Here is a 12,366-nt window from a genome sequence, read left to right on the forward strand (position 1 = left end):
GTCAGAAAAACTTGTTTTTCAAAGAGACTTGAAAATCATTTAAAGCCTTTGAAATTACCCTTTTTTTACATCAATTTTGGGTATAGCTAATCAATACTTTGGAAAATACGACCGAAAAATGATAGCTAAAAGTACAAATCTGCTGTATTTTACTTTAAAAATTTAAGAAATGGGCTATCAGTAACTATATTTCACTCCTATATAAAATGTTCGTCCTGGACTGATAGATGAATAAAATCCAACGGTGTTAGCTTTGTAATTTAAAAGATTATTAACACCTGCATTTAGCACAAAACCCAAAGGCAGTTTCATTGAAGTTTGCAATCGCCAAATCCAATAAGGCTCATAAACCGAATAATACTCTTCAAAAGTATTTCTTTCTTCACTAGAAAAAAGAGTAGTTGAACTCACATATTTTCCGCTGATTATCAGGCTAGGAATGTATTTCAGACTGTCAGAGGGCGAATATTCTCCTTTGAGGGTAAATGTATGTGGTCGATGGTCGGAAAGACGTTTTTCGATATCATAAAAAGCATAGGAACTCTTCAATCGAAAGAATTTGTTCAATCGATACGCTACCGAAAACTCTGAACTTATAATTCGTGTAGCACCTTTGAAATTGGTATAGTCAATTGAGTTATGTGAATCTGACCATACGAAATTGATTTTATCTGTCACTACGGAATATTGAGTTATAGCTGTGATATTCAGTTTTTTAGTACTGTAATCTACTGAAAAATTGAAATTATCGCTTAATTCTGGTTTAAGGGTTTCGTTCCCTTTAATTTGAAATCCTCCACCCCAAGGATGGAACCAATTGGTATAGAGCTCTTTAATCGTAGGAGAGCGAAATCCACTGGAATATCCACCTCGTAAAGTAAATTCATCTATAGTGTACATTCCCGACAAACGGAACGTGAAATGTTCCTGAAATAGAGAATGATAGTCCATCCGAACTCCTGCCACGAGAGTGAAGCGATCAGACAAAATCCAATCTTGTTGAGCAAAAAGTGTATAGTTTTTGCTGTCTTTACTAGCTTCCGTACCTTTCTCGTTAAAACGCAGACTAATCAATTCATCCACAAGAACTTCAGCTCCTGCAACAAGCGTATGTTTTCCAGAAATTAGATTGTTATATTGCGTAGAGACACGTTTTAGAGTGTTTTCATAGTTTTTTTCCTGCTCATTTAAAAGGCGATAGTAGTTGAATTTACTATAACGATCAAAACTTCCTGTAAGTTTAATCGATTCATTTTGAGATAGTTCATAGGTGGATTTGAGTGATAAAGCATAGTTGTAATAACGTTCAAGTACTTTTTTAGCATTTTCAGTCCCATCATTTCGTTCACTAAAATAATAGGCAGGTTTGAGTTCTAAGTCCCACTTTGGAGAAATTTGAAAGTTTAACTTTGGATTTATTCCATAGTTTGTAAATCCAGCAATATGCAAGTAGTCATGAGGCAACTCTTTAACTCTCCCGTCAGTATAAAAAATTTTTCGTTGTTCGGTATCTTTCAGCAAGTACGGTTCTCGCATTTTGTAGAATGACCCTATTTGAAGACTTCCCCATTTTTGTTTACTTCCTATGGAAAGATTGGCTCTGTGGTCAATATTGGTATCATATAGATAACTTGAACTAACATCGAATGATTTCCGAGCATTTTTTGTAATAATGTTGATAACTCCACCAATAGCGTTGGAGCCATAAAGCGAAGATGAAGCACCTTTGATAATTTCAATTCGCTCAATGTTGTCTAAGTCAATTCGTTCGTAATCAATGTTTTCAAAAGTTTCTCCTGCAACACGTTCGCCGTCAATCAAAAAGAGGACATACTTTCCACTAAAACCCATCATATTGATGTTCGGGCGACCGCCATCATACGTGAAATTGATTCCTGAAAATTCGTTTTCTAAAAAACTTTGAAAGTCAGTAGATTGTGATTTATAAATATCTTCCTTCGTCAGTAGTTGAACTACAATAGGAACGTTTTTTAGCTTTTTTTCACTTCGTGTTGCTATAACCGTAACTTCCTCAAGTTCAATAGCTTTTTCTTCTTTCTTAGAACTATCATTCTGGCCGAAGGCATTAGCCACCAGCATTAAGAAAATCAAAGAGAAAAAAACTCGAAACATGGTTTTATGGTATATAAATAATACAGAATTGCTACACTGTTATTGGTGTAGCAATTCATGCGCATCGTCTTTAATTGTTAAAATTTCCCTTCTTTATTACTTACTTGGTATTTAAAAGAAATATAATAAGGGGCATTTTTATCGTTTGTATAGCTTGTAATTTGAATTTTCGCATATTTTCCTGTAGCAGTTTTCACTACATAAACCCAATTATTGGGAGTAAAAACAGGCACTCCTGCACCATATCCAAAGGTAAAAGGTCCATTATCATGGATTAACTTTGTTTTCACTGTTTCACGAATAGCCTCTGGAATCTTAGCTACAATACCTTTACTTTCGATAAATCTCCAAAATCCATCTGAATACCCTAAAGATAAAACTGGTGAACTAACATTTTGATCAACAGATCTTTCAACAAAGGTAGTACGTTGAATGTCAGGTATATACCCTGTAGCAGGAGCCTCTTTAACTTCTTCAAAAACCTTTTGTTCTGTTTTTAAAGTTCCTCGTGTTTTAACATCATATTGATTAAAAGCAATGTCCCATTCGTTATTAGTCTCAGGGTCCTTTACTATCACCTCTTTATTTTTGTCAAACGAAAAATACACAAAAGAAGTAGCATTTGTTTCTGTTACATTTAGATTAGTAACTGTTTTAACTTCTCCTACAGGCTCTGTTTTTTCAATCTCAGGTTCTGTTTTTTCGTTGTCTTTTTTACAAGCCGTAAATAGAACTGTTCCTGCTAAAATAATTGATAAAAAATTTCTTTTCATTATAGTATAATTAATATGTTATTTTAGGTGCAAATATACAATTTTATTTAGAATAAAGATAAATTATTTCTTTTTTTTTATGTATTCTTGCAGAGTAAAAAGGTAAATCACGCTACTCTAACTTTTCTTGTATTTTCATCAATCCATTCAAAGGATAAAACAGCGTGTTTATCGGGAATATAGGAACTTACACGCTCCGCCCACTCAATAAAACACCAATTCCCCGAGTACAGATACTCCTCAAAACCAATGTCAAAAGCCTCTTCTTGATGTTCAATTCGGTAAAAATCGAAGTGAAAAACCACATTTTCTGAGCCTTCGTAATGGTTTACCAAACCAAATGTAGGACTTGCTGTGATGTTATCAATTCCTAAGTTTTTTACCAAGGCTTTGATAAAAGTTGTCTTTCCCATTCCCATACTCCCTTGAAAAACAACTATTTTAGAAGTTAATAGAGGTAGTATTTTTTTCGCTGTTTCGTCTATTTCTGATAATGAATACGTAAATTCCATTTTCTAAGTATTATTTATTCCAAATTTCCCAAGCTTTTTCAGCTTGTAACTCCAACATTCTCAACCCATTAATTATGGTAGCGTTTTTATTTTCTCCTTCCTGTAGAAAGGCTGTTTTTGATGGATTATATATTAAATCGTACAACAAATGTTCCGATGTGATAAAGTGATAAGGAATAGGAGGGCTGTCGTTCACATTCGGAAAAGTTCCTAAAGGTGTACAATTGACGATGATTTTGTATTCTGATAAAATATCTGCTCCAAGATCGGCATATGTATACTGTCCCATTTTTGGACTTCTTGACACAAACTTGAATGAAATTCCCAACATCTTGAATGCATGTGCTATTGCACTTGATGCTCCACCTGTGCCTAAAATTAAGGCTTTTTGGTGGTGTTCTTTCAATAAGGGGCGTATGGATTCCATAAAACCCACATAATCTGTATTATATCCGATGATGTCACTATCTGTGAATTTGATTGTATTTACCGCACCAATAGTTTCGGCAGTTTCGTCCAATTTGGTGAGTAGCGATATTATTTCTTTTTTGTAAGGAATGGTAACATTTAATCCCTTAATATTCGGATTTTCAGCCAACTTTTGCGGTAATTCTGCAATGGTTTGTATGTCAAAGTTTACATACTGAGCATCTGAGATATGTTCTTTATGGAATTTTTCATTGAAATATTTTCGTGAAAATGAGTAGGATATGTTTCTTCCTACCAAACCGAATAGCCTTTTTTGCATTTTGAAAGTTTTGATTTTTGTGGTACGTCTGCCTCTGTCAAAAGAAAACCATCCCAAAAGTTGAACTAATTTTTTCCCTGAATCTGCAAAAGATACTCTAAATTATAGACTTTAAAAAGTCAGAATTACCATTGTGGGTTGCCGGTTAGTAAAAACAACTTTTGGGACAGCTTTCTTCAAAGTATTTTAGCTATTTTGGAGGATATTTCTCTAAAATTTTATCTACAAATCTAGTGATAGCTTTCTCTTTAGCATTCATATTTCGAGGAATATATCCTAAACCTTTCCCTTGCCAAATCAGTTCTTTTTTCTTAGCATCAATGATTTCAATAAAAAGAGTTCCTTCAGCATTGGTACTTACGCTGTAATTTGAATGTCCCCAAAAAGGGCCATATCCCACTCCCCATCCCCAATAGTAGGGATTGTTGTTATACACATTAATATTTTCACGTTCTTGCGTAAAAATATTGACAAGCACATCGGGGTTTTCAGAAGTTTGCATCCCTTTTGTAGTCAAATTGTGTTCAATAGCTCGTAAAATGCGACGTTTGTCCAAATCAGAAATCGGAACTTTGTCAATACCTTCTTTGAAAAAACCGAAAGTCTTATACTCCGAAAAGTTGGCTTGTCGATCATAATCAGTCGCAACCTGAACCATTGCACACGAACTGAGCAATAGGGCAACAAACAATACAATAATAGTTGATAATTTTTTCATACTCTATAATTTTTAGTGAAACACTATTATTAAATTCATAGAACATACTACAAATTTCATACCGAATTTATAGTTCTGTCGCCCAATAATTCGTAGATATGTCCGACTCATCTATTCCAAAAAATCGTCCAAGACCTCTCGGAGTTGATACATTTGTGGAACTCCTTTGGTTCGGCTGATTCGTGCGAAAATATATAGAAAAAACCATAATGCGACCATTAACGCCATCATTATCAAATCAAAACTAAAACTATCTTTGAGAATATGATGAGAGTAGGCCAATACTAAAAAAATGACAAAAGTAGTGGCGATAGCGAAATGTAGAAACATAAAAAACGTCCAAAGGGTAGGTTCTGGGCCAAAAAGAGCTCGAATGCGTGTGCCTCCCTCTTCTTTAGGTTGAAATTCAACTTGCAGGTGCGGAGAGTAATATTTTCGCTGATTTTTATGAATATGTATCCATACCTGCCGGTCAGAAATCACCAATAGATACTTTTCTTTGAATATTTCTTTACATTCTCTGACACGATGCAATAGCTCATCAACCGGCTTCTCACTCTCGACAATAAAGCGTGGACGCAATGGAATACTTTTATTTAGATTCTTCATAATTGTTGGGTTAGTTTATAAAAATTATGAATCGAGATTTGAAAATATTAGTAAACCTGAAATTCAACAATTTATTTTTTTTTACTTCCGTATAAAAAACCATAAACCCCTCCTACGAAGATAGCTCCTCCGACAATATTTCCAAGCGTTGCAGGGATTAAATTATCTACGAAAAAAGCTGTCCAAGTTACATTTGCACCGTGAAAAATTCCTGTGGGAATATAAAACATATTGGCGATGGAATGTTCAAATCCCATAACAACGAATGCCATCACAGGCCACCATAAACCTGCTAAACGTCCAAGCATTGTTTGAGATGAAAGTCCAAGCCAAACCGCCAAACAAACTAACCAATTGGCTCCTATTCCTCGTATAAACACCTGATGCCAAGGTAAATGTGTTTTGTATTCAGCCAACTTAGTGATGTAACTTGCATAAGGTTCAGACTGCATAATTCCTGAATGATACACAAAAATGTAATCAAAAATAATTAATCCGATGAAATTCGATATAAAAATGATTATCCAATTTTTAAGGAAATAAGTTTTTGGAATTTCGCCTTGTATTGTAGCTGGAATTAGGTTGGCATTATTTCCTGTGAAAAGTTCGCCTCCAACTAAAATGATGAGCATCAACCCCAAAGGGAATGTAGCTCCACTGATAAGTTTTGGCAGTATGGGATTTGTTTCGGCTATTCCTCCAATACCCGCTCCTGCTAATGAGGAAAGTACGCCTCCCATTCCAATGTAAAAACCTGCAAGGATGCCTAAAATGACTAATTTTCCAAAGGTGGTGTTATATTTTTTTAGAGCCATTCCTTTGGTTATTTCAATAACTTCGTGTGGTGTGTTTATCATAATTTTAATTGAACATTTTCGGTTGTATCGCCCACAAAGGTACTAAATGTAGAGGAATATAGCAAGTCAGAATCTCTGAAATTGTTTGTAGCACATTTAGTCATCAAAATCAAATTTTTGCTTAACAAAATTGGAAAGTAAATTCTTTTGACTTTTGAAAATTCAATTTGAATCAGAGAGGTTACATCGGTTGAACTAAATTTCAATAACAGTTTCTCATAATTTTAAAATATACAACTCAATGGTTAAAATTTATTTTCACTCAACGCGTAATTTGTACTAGAACAATAGTCGAAAAAAAGTTTATTTTCGTAAATTTGTCGGAGTTTAGTAATCCAAAATATAAATTAAAATGAATAAAACTGTACTATTATTGAGTTTTCTATGCTTAGCCTGTCAGCATCCTCAAGAAGAGAGACAGGTCAAAATTTCTGATTTTGTTTCTAAGAATCAGAATGTTGAAAATTATTCTCCTATTGTTGGAGCTTTGATAAACTCATTACAACAAACGGACAATACCCAACCGACAACCATTGTTTTAGATAAAAACATCTATCATTTTCGTGCTGAAGGTTCTTTTGAAAAAGAGTTGTATATCTCCAATCATGACCAAGACAACCCCAAAAAAGTAGCTTTTTACTTGGAAAATCTGAAAAATATTACCATCGACGGTAACGGTAGTGAGCTAATTTTTCATGGTACGATGATTCCCTTTGTGATGAAAAGTTGTGAAAACATTACCTTGAAAAACTTTTCAATAGATTTTGAATTACCACATTTGCGACAACTTCAAATTCTGGAAGTTGATGCTGAAAACAATATTTCTGTAGCTGAGATACATCCTGCAGGGAATTATAAAATTGAAAATGAAAAATTACTTCTTTTGGGTGAAGATTACCAATTACAACCTACTTGGGTAATGGCATTCGACCCTAATCGGCGATTGTCCTACAAACGAGCTGATGTTGATTTCAAAACAGAAAAAATCACTGAATTACGTCCGAATGTACTAAAAATTGAAGGCTGGAGTCAAAATCTTTTGACCAAAATAGGAGAGCGATTTGCTTTACGAACTTATAACCGACCTACCCCTGGAATTGTGATAGACTACTGCAAAAATACAAATGTAGAAAATGTCAAAGTTCACTATGCTTGGGGCATGGGTCTGCTCGCTCAAATGTCTGAAAACATTACTCTTAACAAATTTTCAGTATGTTTGAAAGGGGATAATGATCCTCGTTATTTTACTACTCAGGCAGATGCCACACATTTTTCAGCCTGTAAAGGAGTGATTCGTTCCGAAAATGGATTGTATGAAGGTATGGCTGACGATGCTATAAATGTACATGGAACGTATCTAAAAATCATTGATAGAGTAGATGATAAAACCATAAAAGCTAAATATATGCATCCACAAGCGTGGGGATTTTTATGGGGAGAAGTAGGGGACGATGTACAGTTTATTTCTTCTCAATCAATGGACTTAGTAGATGGAAAAACTTACAAAATAGCTTCCATTAAGGCTGTAGATAGACCAACGGAGTTTGGGGCAAAAATTTTTGAAATCTCTTTTACACAAGATATTCCTAAAGAACTCAATGGAGACCAACCCTTTGGAGTTGAGAATCTTACCTGGGTACCCGAAGTCGTTTTTAGTAACAATGTCATTCGTAATAATCGAGCCAGAGGAGCTTTGTTCAGTACTCCAAAAAAAGTGATATGTGAGAATAATTTATTTGATCATACTCACGGAACGGCAATTTTGTTATGCGGTGATTGTAACGGATGGTATGAAACAGGAGCTTGTCGTGATGTGATTATTCGTAACAATACGTTTATAAATTCTTTAACGGCTAATTACCAGTTTACAAATGCTGTAATATCTATTTACCCAGAGATACCAAATTTGGATCAGCAACAACAGTTTTTCCATTCAGGAATTGTGATTGAAAACAATGAATTCCAAACATTCGACGCACCTATTCTCTATGCAAAATCCGTTGATAATATGATATTTAAGAATAATACAATCAAGAAAAACAACGATTTTGAGCCTTTCCATTGGAACAGACATATGTTTTTGCTTGACCGAGTGAATAACGTAAAAATTAATGAGAATAACTTTGACATACCACTTTCTCAATCCGATGTCAAAATAAACCTTTCTGAAGGAAATTCAATTGAAATTCAAAGAGATAGCCTAAAAACACAAGGAAAGTAACATTTAATTCTGAAAGATTTTCATAGTTTCATTATAGCTACTTTCAAATGCCAATAGATTTAAACCTATTGGCATTTGTTGTTTTTGAAAATAAGAAATCAGTTTTTCAGTAGGCATATTTCCTACAAGCTCATCCTTAGCCATAGGGCAACCTCCGTATCCGCGAATAGCTCCATCGAAACGCATACATCCCGATCGATAAGCATTATCCACTTTTTCGTGCCAATCGTTAGGCGAAGTGTGAAAATGAGCTCCAAATTCAACGGTAGGATATTTAGGTATAAGATATGTAAATAATTTTTTAATAGTCTCACCCTCAGCACTTCCAATGGTGTCAGAGAGCGAAATAATACGGATATCTTTTTCTATAAGTTTTTCAACCCAATGTTCTACAATTTCTTCGTTCCAAGGGTCTCCATACGGATTTCCAAACCCCATGGATACATAAACAACCAGCTCTTTGCCACTTTTTTCCGTTTTATTTTTTACATAATCCAGCGTTGTAAGACTTTCCGCTATGGTCTTGTGAGTGTTTCGCATCTGAAAATTTTCTGAAATTGAAAACGGATAGCCTAAATAGTCAATTTGTGGATACTTGGTAGCGTCATCAGCTCCTCGTTCGTTAGCAATGATGGCAAGTAGTTTACTTTTAGTATCTGATAGGTCTAATTTTTCTAATACCTGAGCGGTGTCCGCCATTTGTGGAATAGCTTTTGGCGATACAAAACTACCAAAATCAATAGTATCAAACCCGATATTCAGTAAGGATTGGATATAATCCACTTTTTTTTCGGTAGCTATAAAATCTTTCAATCCTTGCATAGCATCGCGCGGACATTCAATGATTTTGATATGTTTTTTAGAATGATTCATTGAAGAAAATAACTTGTTTAGCAATGCAAATATAGTGTTTTTTTACAATCTTGAAACACTTTACTTATGTTGAAACATTTTGAAAATGCTGTTTTTTCAGTATATTCTATTTCCCATAAGAATTCAAAACAAAAGCTCCCTCTTCAGAGGTTGCATAAAATGGGATATTTTGTTTTTCACAAGTTTCCCGCCATTTCTTCAGTAAATAAGGAGGATTTGTTCCGTTAGAAATTACATTTTTAGGCTTAATTTCCAGTAACATACGCTCAAAATTCACCTTAGGAGCATCCATTAAAATCAGATTGTCTATTACCAATCCTAAGTCTTTTGGGTATATTCCTAAACTATCAACGAATAAAATATTTTTATGTTGAAAATCAGTAATAGAAGGAATTTCTTTTGTTTTCACATCGTTTATACCTTTAGCTTTTTGGTAGTTTTCAATTAAGCGGAATTTTTGAGTTGTATCAGGTTGATATACAGTAATTTTATTACCCTTTCGTTTTAAGAAAATATTTTGCTTGTATTTTTGAAAAACAATAAACTCCTCTGTAGTTTCAGATTGATATTTGCCGTAGAACAACACTCCTTGAAAAATTATTACAGAAATTAAAAACAGTATTATACGTTTGTACTGTACTTTATTTACTAAATATATTACAGTAATTAAAACTAAAACACTGGTAATTAGAATCTTATTATCAAAATAGATGTGCTTGATAACAAAATCCTCTTGATTAGCAATCAAACCTGCAAACGTATTTATACAGTTGATTAAAAACTCTGTGATTGAAACTAAAAACAGGGGTACTACGTTTAAATATCCACAAATTAAAGACAAAATCCCGAATATTAAGATTGGAGCTAACAAAGGAACAATCAGTAGATTAGATATAAAAAACAAAGTAGGGAACTGACGGAAATAGTACAGACTTATTGGTAGAACAATGATTTGTGCTGCAAATCCGATAAGCAATAATCCCCAAAAGTAACTGACGATTTTGTTTTTCGGTTGCCACCAGCGTTCCATTCGTGGGTAAAACACTAAAATAGAAAATACAGAAGCATAACTCAACTGAAATCCAACTTCATACAAAAAGTTTGGTCGAATAAGTAATAAGAACAACATAGAAAGCATGAGTGAATCAAAGCGTCCACGTCTGCGATTGAGCAACGAAGCGACTCCCATAAAGCTAAACATTGTAACAGCTCGTAATACGGATGGCGACAATCCTGCAATAAAAGCAAAACTCCATAAACTGACAAGTAATATTCCAAAACGTATTGATTTCCAATGTTTTTTGTCAGGTATTTTTTTTAGTAAGTACAACAAGATGATGGTTATAATCCCCACATGAAGCCCTGAGATAGCGAGAATATGTACAGCTCCTGCGTTGATGTAATTTTGATATACTTCTTCATCTAAATCAGATCGATTTCCTAAAAGAAGCGTTTTCAATAAGGAAGTAGTTTCTTTTGAAAAATACGTTTCCAATATAGTTTCGCTGTTACGGCGTATGTTTTCAGCTACTGAAATAATGGAAAAAGAAGATTTTTCACCAGAAATGAGTGTGTAATTTGATACGTTCGCAAGTCCGAATACATCTTGTCGTTCCATATATTGTTTGTAGTCAAACTGGTATGGGTTTTTAGGAATAGGAATGTCATTCAGTTTCGATGCAAAAATAATCACATCATTTCGTTGAAAATCAGTATTTTGAATAGCGTTTTCAGGAAAGAAGCATAAAATAGATCCGCTTGTAGGTTGATGGTCAGCTGAGAGTAAGTCTGCTTTATAGGTTGTTCCAAAATTTGATTTTGAAGTTTGTTCAATAATTTTAGCTTTTAGTAAATAAGGAGTTTGTTTTTTCAATGCATTTGTGTAATGTGTTGATTTTGTCGTAGGATCATGCAGTATACTAACAAATATTCCAACTGCGATTGAAGTTAAAAAAGTAGTGAAAACAAACCCTTTACTGAAAATTGATTTTTGAAGTGATAGAAACAGATGTACACCTAATATGAAAATTGCTATAGCTATGGATATTGAACTCGTCTGTAAAGACAATAAATCACCATTTGGAATTGCAATACCTATTACAATTCCGATAAGAATGGTTAGTATGGCTAAATTTGTAAATTTCACATAACTCGTTTTGCTTTTCTGTATGCTTTTGACCAATATCCCTCATTAAGAGATGATACGATAACTCCTCGTGATGTTGAAGAATGTATGAATTTGACTTCACTTCCCGTTTCTACTACAATGCCTACGTGCGAAATACGATTTGTTTTCCCCGTAGCAAAGAAAAGCAAATCCCCCACTCGAATATTATTAAGTTTCACACCATTTCCTTGATTTGCCATATCAGTGGAAGAACGACTAAGAGGTACGCCTACCGTTTTGTAAACCGTACAAACAAAGCCCGAACAATCCATTCCAGAACGGGTAGTTCCACCGTAGCGATACGGCGTTCCTAAATAAGAAAAAGCAGTGTCAATCACTTTTTTGGTAGTTCCTTTTGCGTTTGAGGATGCTGGAATCTCAGTGTTTGTATCTCGAATAGGATTTTCAGCTTTTGAAATATTGGTTCTCTGTTTCGTTTTTATAGGTTGTTTGGAAGTAACATATTTTGTAGTACTGTTTTTTGCTTTTTTATTTTTTTTTGTAGTTGATTTATAGGAAGTTGTAGTCCGCTTCCGTGTGCTATATCGTTCAGCACAGGAAGTTAATAACAATCCAAAAATTAGTAATAACAGTTTTATTTTCATCTTTCAAGTAGATAGAATAATCAGCAATTTCTCATCATTAAGTTTTTAACTTTTGTGCTATTTGACCTGTACGAGTTTCAATACCAATCCTTTAAGTTAATACTTACAATAGCAAAAACTTTGCCAAAGTTTTAACACCTCAGCAAAGTT

Annotated in this window: 11 protein-coding genes; 1 reads left to right on the forward strand and 10 read right to left on the reverse strand. The window is 34.0% G+C overall.

Features of this window, described 5'->3' with window-relative positions:
- Positions 1-177: 177 nt before the first annotated feature.
- The 7 genes from ACF3OB_RS01575 to ACF3OB_RS01605 all read right to left on the reverse strand — a co-directional run bounded on the left by ACF3OB_RS01575 (position 178) and on the right by ACF3OB_RS01605 (position 6,350).
- Positions 178-2,133, reverse strand: a complete 1,956-nt coding sequence (locus tag ACF3OB_RS01575; RefSeq protein ID WP_392448068.1) for a TonB-dependent receptor plug domain-containing protein — start codon at positions 2,131-2,133, stop codon at positions 178-180.
- 77 nt (positions 2,134-2,210) lie between these two features.
- Positions 2,211-2,906: an HmuY family protein gene (locus tag ACF3OB_RS01580; protein ID WP_392448070.1), complete on the reverse strand. Its 696-nt coding sequence runs from the start codon at positions 2,904-2,906 to the stop codon at positions 2,211-2,213.
- 107 nt (positions 2,907-3,013) lie between these two features.
- Positions 3,014-3,418, reverse strand: coding sequence for a tRNA (adenosine(37)-N6)-threonylcarbamoyltransferase complex ATPase subunit type 1 TsaE (tsaE, locus tag ACF3OB_RS01585; protein ID WP_042005630.1), 405 nt, complete (start codon positions 3,416-3,418; stop codon positions 3,014-3,016).
- 10 nt (positions 3,419-3,428) lie between these two features.
- Positions 3,429-4,166: a shikimate dehydrogenase family protein gene (locus ACF3OB_RS01590; protein ID WP_392448073.1), complete on the reverse strand. Its 738-nt coding sequence runs from the start codon at positions 4,164-4,166 to the stop codon at positions 3,429-3,431.
- A 190-nt stretch (positions 4,167-4,356) separates the two neighbouring features.
- On the reverse strand, positions 4,357-4,884 hold the full coding sequence (locus tag ACF3OB_RS01595; RefSeq protein WP_119652624.1) for a DUF4136 domain-containing protein: 528 nt from the start codon (positions 4,882-4,884) through the stop codon (positions 4,357-4,359).
- Positions 4,885-4,995: 111 nt separating this feature from the next.
- Complete coding sequence (locus ACF3OB_RS01600; protein WP_392448075.1) at positions 4,996-5,493, reverse strand: hypothetical protein; 498 nt, start codon at positions 5,491-5,493, stop codon at positions 4,996-4,998.
- 71 nt (positions 5,494-5,564) lie between these two features.
- Positions 5,565-6,350 carry a formate/nitrite transporter family protein gene (locus tag ACF3OB_RS01605; protein ID WP_095912589.1) on the reverse strand — a complete coding sequence of 262 codons (786 nt, stop codon included), beginning with the start codon at positions 6,348-6,350 and terminating at the stop codon, positions 5,565-5,567.
- 352 nt (positions 6,351-6,702) lie between these two features.
- On the opposite strand from ACF3OB_RS01605, the gene ACF3OB_RS01610 reads away from it, so the two are divergent.
- On the forward strand, positions 6,703-8,571 hold the full coding sequence (locus tag ACF3OB_RS01610; RefSeq protein WP_392448078.1) for an alpha-1,3-galactosidase B: 1,869 nt from the start codon (positions 6,703-6,705) through the stop codon (positions 8,569-8,571).
- A gap of 3 nt (positions 8,572-8,574) precedes the next feature.
- On the opposite strand, the gene ACF3OB_RS01615 is transcribed toward ACF3OB_RS01610, so the two are convergent.
- From ACF3OB_RS01615 to ACF3OB_RS01625, 3 genes are all read right to left on the reverse strand, one after another.
- Positions 8,575-9,444, reverse strand: a complete 870-nt coding sequence (locus ACF3OB_RS01615) for a hydroxymethylglutaryl-CoA lyase (RefSeq protein ID WP_095912586.1) — start codon at positions 9,442-9,444, stop codon at positions 8,575-8,577.
- Between the two features lie 106 nt (positions 9,445-9,550).
- Positions 9,551-11,590 carry a ComEC/Rec2 family competence protein gene (locus ACF3OB_RS01620; RefSeq protein ID WP_392448081.1) on the reverse strand — a complete coding sequence of 680 codons (2,040 nt, stop codon included), beginning with the start codon at positions 11,588-11,590 and terminating at the stop codon, positions 9,551-9,553.
- Positions 11,587-12,216, reverse strand: coding sequence for a C40 family peptidase (locus ACF3OB_RS01625; protein ID WP_042005640.1), 630 nt, complete (start codon positions 12,214-12,216; stop codon positions 11,587-11,589). The genes ACF3OB_RS01620 and ACF3OB_RS01625 overlap by 4 nt, the downstream gene beginning before the upstream one ends.
- Between the last annotated feature and the right edge of the window lie 150 nt (positions 12,217-12,366).

Source organism: Capnocytophaga canis (assembly GCF_043187445.1).
Lineage (GTDB): Bacteria > Bacteroidota > Bacteroidia > Flavobacteriales > Flavobacteriaceae > Capnocytophaga > Capnocytophaga canis.

Excerpts from the sequence above, each read along its gene's own strand:
- ACF3OB_RS01575 (WP_392448068.1), bottom strand. The coding sequence starts at position 2,133 with ATGTTTCGAGTTTTTTTCTCTTTGATTTTCTTAATGCTGGTGGCTAAT.
- ACF3OB_RS01580 (WP_392448070.1), bottom strand. The coding sequence starts at position 2,906 with ATGAAAAGAAATTTTTTATCAATTATTTTAGCAGGAACAGTTCTATTT.
- tsaE (WP_042005630.1), bottom strand. The coding sequence starts at position 3,418 with ATGGAATTTACGTATTCATTATCAGAAATAGACGAAACAGCGAAAAAA.
- ACF3OB_RS01590 (WP_392448073.1), bottom strand. The coding sequence starts at position 4,166 with ATGCAAAAAAGGCTATTCGGTTTGGTAGGAAGAAACATATCCTACTCA.
- ACF3OB_RS01595 (WP_119652624.1), bottom strand. The coding sequence starts at position 4,884 with ATGAAAAAATTATCAACTATTATTGTATTGTTTGTTGCCCTATTGCTC.
- ACF3OB_RS01600 (WP_392448075.1), bottom strand. The coding sequence starts at position 5,493 with ATGAAGAATCTAAATAAAAGTATTCCATTGCGTCCACGCTTTATTGTC.
- ACF3OB_RS01605 (WP_095912589.1), bottom strand. The coding sequence starts at position 6,350 with ATGATAAACACACCACACGAAGTTATTGAAATAACCAAAGGAATGGCT.
- ACF3OB_RS01610 (WP_392448078.1), top strand. The coding sequence starts at position 6,703 with ATGAATAAAACTGTACTATTATTGAGTTTTCTATGCTTAGCCTGTCAG.
- ACF3OB_RS01615 (WP_095912586.1), bottom strand. The coding sequence starts at position 9,444 with ATGAATCATTCTAAAAAACATATCAAAATCATTGAATGTCCGCGCGAT.
- ACF3OB_RS01625 (WP_042005640.1), bottom strand. The coding sequence starts at position 12,216 with ATGAAAATAAAACTGTTATTACTAATTTTTGGATTGTTATTAACTTCC.